The following is a 15,693-nucleotide window of genomic DNA, read 5'->3' as shown; positions in this document are numbered from 1 at the left end:
ATGACGCCTGCTCCGCGCCGGCCACCGGAATGGCCCGCGAGCAACTCGCGCTACCGGGTGACCTTCGGTTTCACCGTGGCGCTGCTGGTGCTCGCGCCACTGGGAATCGGGGCGTACTACCTGTTAATCGGCTCGTCCGCAGGAGCCAGGTACGCACTGGCGTTCGCAGTGCTGGGCACGCTGGTCTCGTGGCTCGACTTCGAGACACGAGACCAGCGACAGCGGAACGGGTACGGCCTGCTGGCGCTGTTCTTCGCGTCGATGCCGTTGCAGATCACCAGGTTGTGGCGGCAGGACCGGCTGCCGGACGTGCCGCGCCAGGACCGGCAGGGTACGGTGCCGATGATCGACATACCCGGCGGGTTCCTGGCCGTGGATCCGTTGCTGGTCTACCACCTCGCCGGGTTCTACCTGGAGAATCGGCAGGCACGTGCGGTACTGGGCACAGAGCAGGCGGTGCACCGCGCTCGGACGCAGGCATTCGGCTGAAGATCCGCCGAGAACGTCCTGCCGTATGCCAAGTTCAACGGTGTGAGTGTGCAGCGGCGCCGTGGGCGCAAGCGACAGGTCTCCCAGCCGACCCTCTCCACCCGGCTGGGACGTGCCTGGGAAGTGGTCACCACGGCCCTCGCCCTGCTGACCGCGATCTACCTGATCCTCAACACGATCGGCGCCACTCGTGCCTTCCTGGAACGCTATGTGGTGACGCTGGACGGGCAGGTGCTCGCCGCCATCGTCGCGGTCATGCTCGAGGTCGTGCTCGTGGCGATCTACCAACTCGGCAGGCAGGTCAGGGCACTGCGGAGCACGGTCGTGGCGCAGGCGGAGAACCAGATCACCGACAACGTCGGCAGCGTGCTCGACACCGTCGACGAGATCGCCGACCGGGGGCGCCGCAGGGAACGCACCCTGGACGTGCTCGGGTTGACGCTGAACACCACCTGGCCACAGATCGCGGCGTGGCTCACCTCGCACAACCCGCCGTCGGACTGGCGGTTGACGCTGTACTACCTCGATCCCGAGTTCCTGGCCGACTGCGCAGAACTGCCCGCCGACTGGGCGGCCGAGTCGGCGCGAAGCCAGCAACGAATGCGCGAGATGCTCGCCAGAGAGGCCGAAGACTTCGACCGGTTGCGCCTGCGGGTCAGCCTCGTCCCCTACTCCTGCGTGCCGATAGTGCACGGCTTCCGATTCGGGAACGGGGACATGTTCCTGTCCTATCTGCAGTGGTCCGAGGCGGGCAGGATCCGGCCGTTCGACTTCTATGAGCGGATCCCGGCGGGAGACACATCGGTGCGGGCTGCGCACTACCGCGACCTCCTCGACAATTGGATCGCGCGCGCCGCGGCCAAGTCGAGCGGCGAGTGGAAGGCCGCCGGGGAACGCACCGAGCAGCACTAGCGGGCAACTGTTACCTCCGTGTTGCCGGAGGGCTTGCCAAAAGTACTACCTTTGAGGCAGTGTGCTGGCCCACACGCCCAGGACCGACTGGGTAACCGAGGTACGGAGTTGTCGTCGTGGAAGCCATCGACCCACAATTCGGCACCGCCACCCTGTTGCTGATAGCAGCCGGTGCCGTCGCGTTGCTGTTGTTCTTGATCATGAAGGTGAAGCTGCACGCCTTCGTGTCGCTGGTGCTCGTGAGCGTCGTGACGGCCATCGCCGTCGGGTTCAGCCCTGGTGACATCCCCGACGTGCTGATGTTCGGCTTCGCCGACACCATCGGCTCGGTCGCGCTACTGGTCGCATTCGGCGTGATGCTCGGCAGGCTGCTGGAGGTGACCGGCGGAGCACAGGTGCTCGCGGACACCCTCATCACCCGGTTCGGCGAGAAACGTGCACCACTCGCACTCGGCGTGGCGTCACTGCTGTTCGGTTTTCCGATCTTCTTCGACGCGGGGCTCGTGGTCCTGGTGCCGATCATCCTGACGGTCGCTCGGCGCTTCGGCGGGTCGCTGCTGCTCTACGCCCTGCCCTCGGCCGGTGCGTTCGCGGCAATGCACGCGATCGTTCCCCCGCACCCCGGCCCGGTCGCCGCGGCCAGCTCGCTCGGCGGCAACGTCGGGCTGACCCTGCTCGTCGGGATCCCGGTCGCCATCGTGGCCTGGTACGTCGGTGTCATGCTGGTCTCCCGCTTCCTCGGCAAGCGGGTGCACGTGCCGGTGTCGAATGTGGTGTTCGGCGAGATGAACGACGGCCGCGACGACAAAGCCTCGGAAGCGACCGAGGACGCCGCCGACACGCCGGAGAAGAAGCTGGCGCAGCGCGCACCGTCGTTCGCCACCGTGCTGATGCTGCTGCTCATCCCGCTGGTGCTGATCTCCTTCAACACTGTGCTTTCCACCCTGGTCACGGCGGGCGTGCTGCCCGAGGGCGAGGCCTGGGTCGACTTCCTGAGCCTGCTCGGTGAGACCCCGGTGGCGCTGATGATCACGGTGATCGTCGCGATCGTCGTCCTCGGCAAGCCCAACGCGTCGATGGCGTCGATCAGCAAGATCGTCGACAACGCGCTGGGCCCGGTGTGCTCGATCATCCTGATCACCGGTGCGGGCGGGATGTTCGGCGGTGTGCTCGAACTGAGCGGTATCGGCACCGCGCTCAGCGGCAGCCTTTCCGACCTCGGGATATCGCTGATCCTGCAGGCCTTCATCATCGCGACGCTGCTGCGGGTCGCGCAGGGTTCGGCCACGGTCGCCCTGACGACCGCGGCAGGCCTGATCGCCGGCTCGGTGGCCGAGGCGGGGCTGAGCGACTTCAAGGTGGCATTGCTCGTCGTGGCCATCGCGGCGGGCGCGACTGTGCTGTCGCACGTGAACGACTCGGGCTTCTGGCTGGTGAGCAGGCTGTTCGGGATGGACGAGAAGACCACGTTGAAGACGTGGACCGTGATGGAGACGACGCTGGGGCTGTCGGCGTTCGCGATCGCGTCGCTGCTCTGGGTGGTTACCTGACCGAAGGATCGGCGAGCTGCCCCAGCGTCGTGACGACCTCGGCGCAGATCGCCGTCATGGCGGCCGAGGCCACCTCGGGTTCACTGCCCGAGACGGCCTCGGCCACCACGGAGTGCAGTCGGCGCGCCTCGGGCTTCGGCTGCGGCGGCATGAGGTGGTGGTCGGTGCGGCCGCGCAGGACCTCCTCCACCACGTGTGCGAGACCGGCGAACATGTTGTTCCCCGAGGCCTCCAGCAACAGCCGGTGGTAGGCGATGTCGTACTCCAGGAAGGTCTTGAGGTCCCCGGCCGAGCCGGTGGCCTCCAGCGCCTCGCCGAGTTCGACGATCCGGCCGCGCTGACCGTCGTCGGCGTGCCGCGCGGCCAGCGCGGCGGCCGGCGGCTCGATGGCGGCCCGCAGCTGCGAGAGCTGGTGGAGCTGGGACTCGCGCTCGGGCCCGGTGAGGCGCCAGCGGATGACGGCACGATCGTAGATGTCCCACTGCTGCGAGGGCAGGACGGTCACGCCGGTGCGCCGGCGGCTGTCGACGAGGCGCATCGACGCCAGCACCTGCACGACCTCGCGAGCCACGGTGCGGGACACGTCGAACTCCTGCTGGACCCACTCGAGGTTGATGGTCGACCCGGCCGCCAGGCCCCCGGTGGCGATACGCGGGCCGAGCTTGGAGAGGACCTCCTCATGCAGAGTGGGCATGGGAGAAGCCTACCGATGAGGGCACGTCAGCCCCAGAAAACACCGTGTGGGTTGCTGTCGATCTCCTCGAGCAGGGGAACGGGCTGGGCGGCTCGCGGCGCCTCGGGATAGGACCGCCAGCGGCCGTTGCGATCGGCCCACATGACCGACCAGACGTCGTCCTCGCCGAGTCGCAGTTGCGCGACCTTCTGCTCGGTCCAGTCCGAGCCGAGCAGCGGAGACGGCGCGCGCCGCTCCACGATCGTCAGCGAACGCCCGCGGCGCTTGCACTCCACGCGAATCTCGTCGCGCATCCGCTCGGGAACCTTCTGTGCACACCACCGCTCCACCTGACGTAGTGCGAACTCCGGAACGGGTGACATGCGGGCAGGAAACCTCACCTTCGCCACGGGCACGGTGGCAGGGTCTGGACACGACCCGTCCCACCGTAGCGACCGAACCGGAAGGATTGCCACGACCGCGAGCGGCGAGTCAGTCCTCCGGAAGCACGACCGCCTGTGCGGCGATGACCTGCTCCCCGTCGAACGTGAGGGCGGGCGAACCGTGCAGCCGGTAGCCGTCCGCCAGCGCGTTGCTCACACGTCGGCAGAACTGCGCGTCGTCGGGACCGGTGAGCAGCCGGTAGCGCAGTCGGCCTTCGGTTGTCTGAGGCTCCTGGGTCATGCCTCGGATCGTAGCCGGATCGTTGCGGCACTCGGACGATCACCAGCTGCGCCCGAAGTCCCCCCGCGCTCATTTGGAACCGGCAGCCGGACCCGAGTCGTCACAGGTCTCGTGCAGTCAGCTGAAGAACGTACGACGCGCCGGGCTGTGGTAACGCGAGTGGCTCATGCGGTGGCGATGCTGATCGCGGCCACGTTGCTGATCGTCGCGGCCTTCCAGCCCACCACGGTGAAGAACGGCTACATCCCCCCACCGGCGGACTGGTTCATAGTCGTGGTCGTGGTGGCGAGTGTGCTCGCGGCGATCTCGGCGTGGGTCGTGTTTCGTGGACGGCCCGCCGGCTGGCGCGGTGGTGCGGTTCTGCTCGGTCTCGCCGTGGCCGGCGGGGTGCGCACGTTCCAGGAGTTACCCATACCGTCGCCGTCCGGCGGGATCGGCTCCGCCGGAGCCTGGGCGTTGCTGGGCTGTGGCTGGCTCGCGATCGCCGGCGTCCTGCTCGTACTTGCCCATCCCAGTCCGAGCGTGACGCCGACGGCGACCGGTTGGCGTGCCCCAACCGCGAGCGCCGCGGCAACGCTGGTCGTGGCGGGACTGCTGACCGTCACGACGCCGCACGTGGTTGTCGCGGCCAACACCGACGCGACCACGACGGCGCGCGAGGCGCCACCTGCCGAGGAACCCGTGTTGAACGGCGGGCAGGCCTGGGACACCGACCAAGGTTCGGAACCGTCTACGGCCGGGCCAGGTCGGGACGCGATCGCCACAGCGGGAGGGCTGCTGGTCGCCAGTTCCGCGGGCGTACGGATGCTCGACGGGAGCACCGGCGAGGAACACTGGCATCACTACCGCTACGACTGGCGTTACTTCCACTACGAGAACACGTACTTCCGTGGTCCCGATGTCGGGCAGTCGTGGGACGACACCAACCTGATCGTGGCCGGGAACGGCCGGGTCGCGGCGGTGAACATGACCCGCGTCGCCGACGGAGAAGACACCGAGGCGGACACCCGTACATGGGTGTTCGACACGATCTCCGGGCAGGTCCTGAGCGAGACGGACGGCGATCGCGCCGTGGCGATCGCGGGCGACCTGGTGCTGTCGACGAACGAGGTGCTGCACGGCGGCTCAGGTCGCGTCAACGCGCGGGCGTGGTCCGGGGAACAGCGCTGGGAGCACCCACTGCCGGAAGGTTGTGAGCTGGGCGGAGCACACGCGGTACCGGGGGATCGGATCGTTCTCAGCGTGCGGTGCGACGTCTGGACCACCGACACATCACCTCATGTGCTGGCACTGGATGCCGGGACCGGCGAACTCGCCTGGCGCTGGCAGCCACCCGAGGCCGGTCGCATGACGATTCGACCCGGGGAGGCGGAGCACGAGGACACGGTGCTGGTCCAGGTACGGCTCGGCGACAACCGCAACCCGGAACAATCCGTGTACGCGCTGGACACCGCCAGCGGCGAAGCGCGCTGGCAACGGGAGCGCCTCAGACTCCAGCACGATTCGGCAGACGAGCCCAACGGTGACGACTGGTACTGGTCGACGATCACCTGGGCGGGCCCGACTCCGGTCCTCGCGGAGTCGGAACTGACCGAGGGCCGGTTCGTTCTCGTCGGACTGGATGCCTCCGACGGGTCGACCACCTGGACTCGGAAGCAGCCGGACCGATGGCGGATTCCGTACGGCATGCAAGAGAACCCGCGCATGACCGGCCCAGTGCTTGGACTCGACGACGGCAGGCTCCTGGCAGCGGCGGTGCTGGAGACGAACGCACTGAAGCCACGGGAAAGTCTCGCGCTCACCACGATCGACGCGGCGAACGGCGAGGAGCTGAACGACATCGTCGTGCGAGGCAGGGACTTCGATATCGGGTTCCGGCTGCATCGGGCGCCGGCCACCGTCGTCGCCACGGGCGAACGCACCACGATGATCGCCCTGTCCTGAACTTGCATCCGACGGAGGACCGATGACCAGGAAAGACGAGCCGAACAAGTCGGGCCGCGCGAGTGATTCCCGGCTAACATCACCGACTGGTGAGCACCTGGCCGACGGGGGGTGGGCATGGACGGGTACGGCGTCGAGCTGAGCGAGCTGTCCGCCACGGGCGACGAGTTCATCGATCTCGCCGACGCGGCGCGGGAGGCGATGTCGGAGTTCAGCGGCGGGATCGAGGTCCACGCAGGCGCCAACGAGGGCTTCGCCACCACGGGCAAGGCCAGCTCGCTGGCCGGGCAGTGGGAGTTCCAGATCGATGACATCTGTAAGCGCACCGCGATGGCAGGCGGGCTGTTGCACGACAGTTCGACCAGCTACCAAAAGGTCGAGGACGCCGTGATCGATTCACTCGGCCCCCTCGACTCGGGAGGCTGATCGCGGATGGTGTCCTTCAGGAACCTTCGCGACGCCGACCCGGGGGCGTACGACGGCATCGCGGACAGGTGGTCGCGGCTGGCAGGTGAACTCACCGCAACGGCCAGCGACATCAAGACCACACTCGGCAAGCTCGACGGCTGGACCGGCGACGCGGGCGAAGCGGCCCGCGCCCACTTCGAGGACGTCGGCGCGGAGTACGGCACCGCGGCCGAGTACATCGAGAAGATCCCGCCCGCACTTCGGGACCTGTCCGACGCGATCACCGAAGCGCAGACAACCGTCAACGGCGTGATGGAGACGGTGGACTCCACCTACATCCTGTCGGTCAACCCGGAAACCGGGGAGGTGCGCGCGGGCGCGGGCGGGCCGGGCGACATGCGGACCGACGAAGAGAAGGCGGCGGCCCGGCAGACGGCAAGCGAGCTGACGGAGACGATCCAGGGTGCCCTCGAGGACGTCCGCGAGGCCGACCGGGCGGCGGCCTCCGCGCTGGGCGAGACACTGCCGTCGGCGGCGGGCCTCACACTGGAGGCCGTCGGCGCGGGCAACATCATCACGCCGAGCGACATCCCGGGCGACGATGCGTCGGCTCAGGATGTGAAGAAGTGGTGGGACAGCCTCACGCCCATGCAGCAGGAGTCCGCGATCTACACGCACGGCGACGTGATCGGCGGCATGGACGGCATCCCGGTCGAGGACCGCGACCGGGCGAACCGGATCGGCTTCGCGGAGGAGCACGCCGAGATCAGCACTCGCCACGCCGAACTCGAAGAGTTGGGCGATGCGCGCAACTCCGACCAGCAACGCGAGTACGAGCGCCTCGGCGAGACCCTGCGCGGGTTGGACGCGATCGATGAACGGCTCGAACGCGAGCCGACCGACACGGTGCCGCAGTCGTATCTGCTGGACTACTCCACCGAGGGCAACGGGCGGGGCATCGTCGCGACCGGCAACCCGGACACCGCCGACAACGTGGTGACCTCGATACCGGGCACAGGCTCGAACCTCGCGGGCATCGGCGGCGAACTGGACCGGGGCGATCTGATCCTGGACAAGGCCAACCAGCTGTCCAGAAACGCCGAAACCGCCGCGATCACCTGGGTCGGGTATGACGCCCCGCAGGACGTTGGGCAGGCAACCAACGCGCACTATGCCGAGGACGCTGCCGGTGACCTGCGCGGCTTCCAGGAAGGACTTCGAGCCACTCACGAAGGCGCGGCATCCAACAACACCGTGATCGGACACAGCTACGGCTCGACAGTGATCGGGCATTCGGCGCAGGGCGAGAACGCCCAACTGAACGTCGACAATGTGGTCTTCATCGGAAGTCCAGGTGTGGGCGTGGACAACGCGTCAGAACTACAGGTCGCCGACGACACCAACATCTACGCGAGCACCGCTGAGAACGACATGATTCGCGGCACACCACCATTCATCCACGGCCCGCAGCCGATCGGCGATGATTTCGGCGCTCAGTCATTCACGTCGGACGCAGGGACCGAAGGGGATTGGTATACCGGCGGTTACTCCACCGCAGCCCACTCGGAGTATTGGAACAAGGATTCAGCCTCACTGGAGAACATGGGTCGTATCGTCGTTGGCGAGCGACCAAATTGAGCACTACAGATCGAGGTGGTGTGCGGATGTACCGGACAGCAAGTGTGCTCATCTGCCTGCTGTTTGTGCTCACAGGTTGCGGCGACCAGGACACACCACCGGCGAATGGAGAACAGATGCGCACTATGACTGAGCAGGAGGCGGCTCAACGTGCCGAGGAACACATCCAGCGTGCAGTGGCGGCACTTCCGGAGGAACCGACGCTGACTCTGCAACGAGATGACTCGGCAGAATGCCTCGATCCTACGGACAGCGGCCCCCGTGGCAGGTACGAGGTAGGCAAGACCTACTGGTTAGACGATCTACGTTCAGATCGCAACAAGGAGTATGTCGCTGCCTTGCACGAATTCTGGACAACGAATAACTTCCGGGTGCTGAATGATTTCCGCCCCGATCGTCTTTTCATTTCGGTGGAGCACAACGAGGACGCCTTCCGAATGTCAGTGACAGAGAGCACCGAGGGAGACCTCTCCCTCGGTGCTTCCTCGCCGTGCATCTGGCCGGACGGGACACCCCCGGCCGACGCGGGACAGTAGCTCCCTACTCGTCTGCCTTCTTGGAGTTCAGGGTGACAACGGTGTCGACGGGGACGTCTGCGCCGCCCTCGGGCGACTGGGAGACCACGACCCAGTTCCGGTCCCACACGAGCGCGCGTCCCTGCCCGCTGGCGTCGACCTCGCGCAGGGCGTAGAACCCCGCCGCCTGCATGGTGTCCTGAGCACGCTGATGGTTCATGCCCACCACGTCGGGCAGTGTCGCGGCCTCGGCCGGTTTCGCGGTCGGCGATTCGGGAGTCACGGCGGTCGGCGAGGCCGGCACAAGTTCGGTGGAGTTCGAACCTGGTGGCGGACCGGTGGGCGGGGTCGGATCGGCCGCGCCGCCGCTACAGGCGCCAACGACTCCCACCGCAATCACGACCACAGCAGGGGCCAGACGTCCGGTCGACCTGCTCGTTCCCGGCAAGTACGGTGCGAATGTCTTCACAGGCTCGCTCTCCACGTCGTTTACTACCGGACCGGTTGTCCGGCTTCCATCCCATCGCTCTCGGTGCCGATTGCGCTACACGCGGCACCTGGCACACAACTCGCGTTCCCGCTATGGTTGAGCCCTCAACCAATAGGAGATGCGATGGCGGACTACGGGCACGAGTTGCTCTTCGGCACCTTCATCACTCCGGCGGCGACGCAGCCCCAGCACGCGGTGGCGCTTGCGCAGACGAGTGAGCAGGCCGGGCTCGACCTGGCCACCCTCCAGGACCACCCCTATCAGCCGAAGTTCCTCGACACCTGGACACTGCTGTCCTACATCGCCGCGCGCACCGAGCGGCTGCGGCTGGCGACGAACGTGGTCAACCTGCCGCTGCGGCCACCGGCGGTGCTCGCGCAGTCCGCTGCCAGCCTCGACCTGCTCAGCGGGGGAAGGTTCGAGCTCGGACTCGGCGCTGGTGGCTTCTGGGACGCCATCGAGGCGATGGGCGGGCGACGGTTGACCCCGGGCGAGTCCGTCGAGGCCACCGAGGAAGCGATCCGGGTCATCCGTGCCATGTGGGCGGCCGACGAGCGGGGCGGGGTGCGGGTCGACGGCAAGCACTACCGGGTGCTCGGCGCGAAGCGCGGCCCGGCGCCGGCCCATCCGATCCCGATTTGGCTCGGTGCCTACAAGCCACGGATGCTGCGCCTGCTGGGGCGGGTCGCAGACGGCTGGCTGCCGTCGTTGGGCTACCTGCCCGGCCGGGAGGCGTTGACTGAACTGAACGCGATCATCGACGAGAGCGCGGGCGAGTCGGGCCGCGACCCGTACGCCGTGCGCCGATTGCTGAACGTCGGACCGCAGGACGTCACGCCGGACTCTCTGGCCGAACTCGCGCTGGAGTACGGCATCTCGGCGTTCATTCTCGCCACCGACGATCCCCGGCTCATCCAGGAGTTCGGCGCTGAAATCGCCCCTGCGGTCCGCGAGATCGTCGCCGACGAGCGGGCGGGAACCACCCACGCCGTCGAACCCGAGCAGGCTCCGGCGCCGGGCGAACTCGGGGTGGTCCCGACCCCCGCCCCGGGCACCCGGCACACCGCGAACCTGCCCTGGGACGAGAGCACCCGGCCCAGCCGTGCGGCAGAGCCCGGCGAGCACGGTTACACCGAGCAGGGCCGGGCCGTCAGCCGGCACCTGGTCAACGTCCACAACGGACTCCGGACGGAGCTGCAGCAGGTCCGTGACCTGGTGGACCAGGTACGCAAGGGTGCGGTCGAAGTCGCAGCCGCGCGCTCACAGATCAACGAGATGACCATGCGGCAGAACAACTGGACGGTGGGGGCCTACTGCGAGTCCTACTGCCGGATCGTCACCCAGCACCATACGCTGGAGGACGAGGGAATCTTCCGTCATCTGCGCAGCGGTGACGACACCCTCGGCCCCGTGCTGGACCGTCTGGAGCAGGAGCACCTGGCCATCCACGACGTGCTCGAAGGAGTCGACCGGGCGCTGGTGAAACTCGTGGCACATCCCGGCGACTACACCGGTCTCGAAGAGGCCGTCGACCTGCTGACCGACACACTGCTGTCCCACTTCGCCTACGAGGAACGTGAACTCCTCGAACCGCTGGCCCGGCTGGGAATGTTCGCCGGCCAGCTGTGACCGCTCGGCGTGCCCTCAACCACGCCGTACGGCGTACTTGAGGTGGGTGGCGCGTGAGCCCGCAATGACGACCGGATCGTCGAACCGGTGGGGCGCGCGGGTGAGGTTCGCGAAGTACGGGATCCCCTCCCCGAGCAACACGGGCACCAGGCTGACGTGGACCTCGTCCACGAGGCCGAGGTCCAGCGCCTGAGCCGCGATGTCGGCGCTGGCGATCGTGACGTCCTTGTCACCCGCGATCTCCCTGGCTCTGGTGATCCCTTCCTCCACGCTGCCCGCGACCGTGGCCGACTTCCACCCCTCGGTGTCCCCCGGGGCCCGATGGGTCACCACGACGACCGGGGCGCCCACGGGGTGACTGCCGTTCCAACCGTTGGTGAGGTCGAACAAGCGGCGGCCGCAGACGAGCGCCCCTGTGGTGGCGAGTATCTCGCGGAGCATGTCCGCGCTGGCGGGGTCGACCTGGAAGGACATGCCCTCCTCGCGGCTCGGCACGGTCACCTCGCCCGTCCAGTACCAGTCGAACAACTCGTCCGCGCGGTCACGGGGGTCGGCGATGAAACCGTCCAGTGACATCGTCATGTGTGAGAAGACCTTGCCCATCATGAACCTCCTGATATCTGTGCCGGTACAGGTTCACACGACGGGGACCGGCCGAACTCATCGCTAGACCGATGAGTCAGCGAGGTTGGTGACGTCACATGGATATGGAGACAGGATATGCCTGAGCCGGGACTCGAGCGGGTGCTCGGCGCCGCGCGCGACGGTGACGAGACGGCGTTCGCCAGGGTGGTGAACCGCTACCGCGGCGAGCTACACGTGCATTGCTATCGCATGAGCGGTTCGTTCGACGACGCCGAGGATGTGTTGCAGGAGGCACTGCTGAAGGCCTGGCGCGCCAGGGAGAGTCTGCCGGAGGCCGAGGGAGTGCGGCCATGGCTGTACCGGGTGGTGACCAACGCCTGCATCGACGCGATCCGGCACAGGGCGCGACGGGTACCGTCGCTGAACTCGTTGGGTGACGTGACGTGGCTGCAGCCGTACCCCGATCGCCTGCTGGACCAAGCCGCCCCGGAGGCGACCGAGCCGGAGGCGGTGGCCGTCAGCCGGGAAACCATCGGGCTGGCGTACCTGGCGGCGATCCAACTTCTGCCCACGAAGCAGCGAGCCGTGCTGATCCTTCGGGAAGTACTCGGGTGCTCGTCGGCGGAAACCGCGGCCCTGCTGGAGATCACGGTTGCGGCTGTGAACAGCGCTTTGCAGCGGGCGCGGGCGAGACTGCGGGGCGCTCCCTCGGCTTCTCCTGACCGGCCGAGCGAGGACGAGGAGTCGCTGCTGCGCCGGTACATCGAGGCACACGAGCGGGGAGACGCCGCAGGACTCGCCGCGCTGTTGGCCGAAGACGTGCGTGTCACCATGCCGCCCGAGCCGGTCTGCTACCAGGGTCGGACGGCGCTGGAGCCGCTGCTCGACCGGGCGTTCGGCCCTGCCTGCCCAGGCACCTGGCTACTCACGCCCACTCGCGCCAACCGGATGCCCGCCGCCGCGTGTTACTTGCGCCGAACCGGCGACTCGCGGTTCCGGGCGTTCAAGCTCGACGTGCTCCACGTCGAGCACGGCGAGATCGTCGAGACCACCACCTTCGACGACCGGCTGTTTCCCGCTTTCGGACTTCCGGCAAGCCTGGCGGGTCCAATCAGGCGCAACGGCGGTGAGACAACGCCCTGGTCCGCAGGTTCAGTGGTCCACGAGCAGGGCGACCGCCGTCGTTGACTGCCCCCTCAGCGTGACCAGACGCATTCCGCGCCGACCCAGGTGGAGCGCACGGCGACATCGCTCAGCTCTCCGGGGTCGATCGCCGTCAGGTCCTGGTCCAGGGCGACGAAGTCCGCCAGTTGCCCCGGTACCAACCTGCCCTTCGTGGCGGCCTCGCCGGTGGCATGTGCGGACCCGTGTGTGTAGACACCCAGCGCCTCGATGACCGACACCCGCTGGCTCGCGCCGAACACCCCGCCGCCACGCGACCGCCTGGTGACCATGCTCTGCACGGCGAGCAACGGATCGATCGCCACGATCGGGAAGTCGGACGATCCCGCGACCGTCAGCCCGGCGTCCAGCATCGTCCGATGTGCACAGGCACGCTCAGCTCGCTGTGCTCCGTAGAACGCTTCGATCGCCTCACCGTAACAGTGGATGAACGCGCCGAACGGCACCGGCGTGATGCCTGCCGCCACGAGCCGATCGATGATCCGGTCGTCCACGATGCTGCAGTGCTCGATCCGATGGTTTACTGGTTTCTCGTGCGCGGGCAACGATTCCACCGCGTCGAGCACCTTGCTGATGGCAAGGTCGCCGTTCGCGTGCACCGCGACCCTGGCGCCCACTTCGTGCACCCGGCGGACGGTGTCCGTGAAGTCCTCATCGGACACGATCTGCAGTCCGTTGTCCCGGCCCGTGGCGCTGGCGTAGGACTGCTGGCACAGGCAGGTGCCCCCGGAAAGGGCGCCGTCGAGCATCAGCTTGACCCCGGCGAGCCGCAGCCGATCCACCGGCCTCGCTGACGATGCCCACGAATTTTCGTCGAAGTAGCTGTGCCACAACAACATCGCGACACGCGGGGTCAGCATGCCGCGGTCGAGCGCGGCCGCGTACATCGCCTGCTCCGCCGGAGTGACGATGGCGTCACAGTAGGACGTGATGCCGACGGCGTGCAGTTCTTTGTTGACCTCGGCCAGTGCCGCGACCTGCGCGGATTCCTGCCCCGCCGGGACGATCGAGGCCCGGCCGACCCCGGGCAGCCACGGGTCCAGCCAGGCGCGCTCGATCAGCCAGCCGTTGAGTTCACCATCCACATCGGTCAGCAACTGCCCGCCGTACGGAGCGTCCTCGGCACAGCGATAACCGAGGATCTCCAACGCACGGCTGTTCACCACCGCCTTGTGAAAGGTGTAGTGCACGACCACGACGGGATGCTCGCGGCTCACCTCGTCGAGGAAGGCGCGATCGACCTCGCCCATTCCGGTTCGGTGTGCGTCGAAGGCCTGCCCGACGACCCACTCCCCCTCGGGAACAGCGGAAGCTCTGGCCCGCAACGCCTCCCGCACATCATCCGGCCCCTGCGCCGTGGTGAGATCAGCCCGTATTCGGGCCAGAGCGGCCTGGGAAGGGTGGCAGTGCGCGTCGTTGAATCCGGGAACCACGAGCGCGCCGTCGAGGTCGATCCGCTCGCCGTCGGGGAATCCGGCGAGGAGGTCGGCCCGCGAGCCGGTGGCGACAATCCACTCGCCACGGGTGGCGAAGGCCTCCGGTTCGGTGCCGTCCAGCGCGAGGATCCGGCGACCGGTGAACACCCGCACCCGGCCACCGGACTTCGACGAGGTGCCCTCGCGCAGCTCGCTCATCCGCCGTCCTTTCCAGGAACTAACCGCCGGTGTAGTAACGATCCGCGACGTCGAGAGCGGTGTCCAGGATCTCGATACCGGCGAGCACCTCCTCCGCGCTGGTGGTGCACGGGGGCACGACGTGCGTCCGGTTGAAGTGTGTGAAGGGCCACAGTCCTCGCTGCTTGCAGGCGGCAGCGAACTCGCCCATGGGTGCGGCGTCGGCACCTGCCGCGTTGAACGGCACGAGCGGCTCGCGGGTGTCCCGGTCGCGCACGAGTTCCATTGCCCACATCACGCCGAGACCCCGGACGTCACCGACGGACGGGTGCCGCCGGGCCAGGTCGGCCAGCGCCGGGCCGATCACGTTCGCACCCAGGTCGCGGGCGTGCTCGATGATCCCCTCCTCGCGGAAGATACCGATCGACGCGACCGCCGACGCACACGCCAGCGGATGTCCCGAGTAGGTGAGTCCACCGGGAAAGGGCCGGTCCTGGAAGGTGCCCGCGATGGCCCTGGAGATGATCACGCCACCGAGCGGGACGTAACCGGAGTTGACGCCCTTGGCGAAGGTGATCAGGTCGGGTGTGATGTTCCAGTGGTCGACGGCGAACCACTCACCGCACCGGCCGAACCCGGCCATCACCTCGTCCGCGATCAGGATGATCCCGAACTCGTCGCACAGTTCGCGAACGCCCCGGAGGTAGCCGTCCGGCGGCACGAGCACGCCGTTGGTCCCGACGACGGTTTCCAGGATGATCGCCGCGACGGTCTGGGGGCCTTCGACGGCCAGGGTGCTGCGCAGATGCTCCAGCGCGCGTTCGCACTCCTGCTGCTGCGACTCCGCGTGGAACGCCGAGCGGTACGGGTAGGGGCCCCAGTAACGCACGACGCCGGACATCCCCGGCTCCGACGGCCAGCGGCGGGGATCGCCGGTCAGGGCGATGGCGCCTGCCGTCGCACCGTGGTAGCTGCGGTAGGCGGCAAGGACTTTGTGTCGCCCGGTGTGCAGTCGGGCCATCCGGATGGCGTTCTCATTGGCCTCGGCGCCGCCGTTGGTGAAGAACACCGTGTCCAGGTCACCTGGGGCGAGTTCGGCGATGAGCCGTGCCGCCTCGGCGCGCGCGTCGTTCGCGAACGACGGTGCGACGGTCGTGAGTTTGCCGGCCTGCTCCTGGATCGCCGCCACCAGCTTCGGGTGCTGGTAGCCGATGTTGACGTTCACCAACTGGGAGGAGAAGTCGAGGTAGCGCTTGCCCTCGTAGTCCCAGAAGTACGAGCCGGACGCGCTGGCGATCGGGAGCGGATCGATCTGCCCCTGCGCGGACCACGAGTGGAAGACGTGTGCGCGGTCGTCCCGGCGGATCCGCTGTGCGTCCAC

Annotated in this window: 16 protein-coding genes; 9 read left to right on the top strand and 7 right to left on the bottom strand. The window is 67.8% G+C overall.

The window, feature by feature from the left end; translation table 11 throughout:
• The 3 genes from BM199_RS03985 (at position 1) to BM199_RS03975 (ending at position 2,951) form a co-directional block, all read left to right on the top strand.
• On the top strand, positions 1-489 hold the full coding sequence (locus BM199_RS03985) for a hypothetical protein (protein WP_143101755.1): 489 nt from the start codon (positions 1-3) through the stop codon (positions 487-489).
• A gap of 42 nt (positions 490-531) precedes the next feature.
• Positions 532-1,401 carry a hypothetical protein gene (locus tag BM199_RS03980; RefSeq protein ID WP_245788122.1) on the top strand — a complete coding sequence of 290 codons (870 nt, stop codon included), beginning with the start codon at positions 532-534 and terminating at the stop codon, positions 1,399-1,401.
• A 116-nt stretch (positions 1,402-1,517) separates the two neighbouring features.
• Entirely contained in the window at positions 1,518-2,951 is a 1,434-nt protein-coding gene (locus BM199_RS03975) for a GntP family permease (RefSeq protein WP_091669382.1), read from the top strand.
• Here the strand turns inward: BM199_RS03975 and BM199_RS03970 are convergent.
• From BM199_RS03970 to BM199_RS03960, 3 genes are all read right to left on the bottom strand, one after another.
• A complete protein-coding gene (locus tag BM199_RS03970) occupies positions 2,944-3,645 on the bottom strand; it encodes a FadR/GntR family transcriptional regulator (RefSeq protein ID WP_091669379.1) in 702 nt (233 codons plus the stop codon). The two genes, BM199_RS03975 and BM199_RS03970, sit on opposite strands and share 8 nt — an antisense overlap.
• A gap of 26 nt (positions 3,646-3,671) precedes the next feature.
• Positions 3,672-4,007 (bottom strand): DUF3024 domain-containing protein, encoded by a 336-nt coding sequence (locus BM199_RS03965; RefSeq protein ID WP_091669376.1) that lies wholly within the window; start codon positions 4,005-4,007, stop codon positions 3,672-3,674.
• A 109-nt stretch (positions 4,008-4,116) separates the two neighbouring features.
• Entirely contained in the window at positions 4,117-4,308 is a 192-nt protein-coding gene (locus BM199_RS03960) for a DUF1737 domain-containing protein (RefSeq protein WP_091669374.1), read from the bottom strand.
• A gap of 159 nt (positions 4,309-4,467) precedes the next feature.
• Between BM199_RS03960 and BM199_RS03955 the strand changes: the two genes are divergently transcribed.
• The 4 genes from BM199_RS03955 to BM199_RS03940 all read left to right on the top strand — a co-directional run bounded on the left by BM199_RS03955 (position 4,468) and on the right by BM199_RS03940 (position 8,834).
• Entirely contained in the window at positions 4,468-6,252 is a 1,785-nt protein-coding gene (locus BM199_RS03955; RefSeq protein ID WP_143101754.1) for a PQQ-binding-like beta-propeller repeat protein, read from the top strand.
• 117 nt (positions 6,253-6,369) lie between these two features.
• Positions 6,370-6,678 (top strand): hypothetical protein, encoded by a 309-nt coding sequence (locus tag BM199_RS03950; RefSeq protein ID WP_091669368.1) that lies wholly within the window; start codon positions 6,370-6,372, stop codon positions 6,676-6,678.
• Between the two features lie 6 nt (positions 6,679-6,684).
• Positions 6,685-8,298, top strand: a complete 1,614-nt coding sequence (locus BM199_RS03945) for an alpha/beta hydrolase (protein WP_091669366.1) — start codon at positions 6,685-6,687, stop codon at positions 8,296-8,298.
• Positions 8,299-8,324: 26 nt separating this feature from the next.
• A complete protein-coding gene (locus BM199_RS03940; protein WP_091669830.1) occupies positions 8,325-8,834 on the top strand; it encodes a hypothetical protein in 510 nt (169 codons plus the stop codon).
• 4 nt (positions 8,835-8,838) lie between these two features.
• Here BM199_RS03940 and BM199_RS34425 read toward each other — a convergent pair whose 3' ends face one another.
• Positions 8,839-9,096: a PASTA domain-containing protein gene (locus tag BM199_RS34425; RefSeq protein WP_245788121.1), complete on the bottom strand. Its 258-nt coding sequence runs from the start codon at positions 9,094-9,096 to the stop codon at positions 8,839-8,841.
• 330 nt (positions 9,097-9,426) lie between these two features.
• On the opposite strand from BM199_RS34425, the gene BM199_RS03930 reads away from it, so the two are divergent.
• Positions 9,427-10,932, top strand: a complete 1,506-nt coding sequence (locus tag BM199_RS03930; protein ID WP_091669363.1) for an LLM class flavin-dependent oxidoreductase — start codon at positions 9,427-9,429, stop codon at positions 10,930-10,932.
• A 15-nt stretch (positions 10,933-10,947) separates the two neighbouring features.
• On the opposite strand, the gene BM199_RS03925 is transcribed toward BM199_RS03930, so the two are convergent.
• A complete protein-coding gene (locus BM199_RS03925) occupies positions 10,948-11,535 on the bottom strand; it encodes a dihydrofolate reductase family protein (protein WP_091669360.1) in 588 nt (195 codons plus the stop codon).
• A gap of 117 nt (positions 11,536-11,652) precedes the next feature.
• On the opposite strand from BM199_RS03925, the gene BM199_RS03920 reads away from it, so the two are divergent.
• Positions 11,653-12,705, top strand: coding sequence for an RNA polymerase subunit sigma-70 (locus BM199_RS03920; protein ID WP_091669358.1), 1,053 nt, complete (start codon positions 11,653-11,655; stop codon positions 12,703-12,705).
• Between the two features lie 8 nt (positions 12,706-12,713).
• Here the strand turns inward: BM199_RS03920 and BM199_RS03915 are convergent, their stop codons facing one another.
• Positions 12,714-14,333: an amidohydrolase gene (locus BM199_RS03915; RefSeq protein WP_091669355.1), complete on the bottom strand. Its 1,620-nt coding sequence runs from the start codon at positions 14,331-14,333 to the stop codon at positions 12,714-12,716.
• A gap of 19 nt (positions 14,334-14,352) precedes the next feature.
• Positions 14,353-15,693, bottom strand: coding sequence for an aspartate aminotransferase family protein (locus BM199_RS03910; RefSeq protein WP_245788119.1), 1,341 nt, complete (start codon positions 15,691-15,693; stop codon positions 14,353-14,355).

Source organism: Amycolatopsis marina (assembly GCF_900111885.1).
Taxonomy (GTDB): Bacteria; Actinomycetota; Actinomycetes; order Mycobacteriales; family Pseudonocardiaceae; genus Amycolatopsis; species Amycolatopsis marina.
This window is presented reverse-complemented; position numbering and strand designations above follow the sequence as displayed.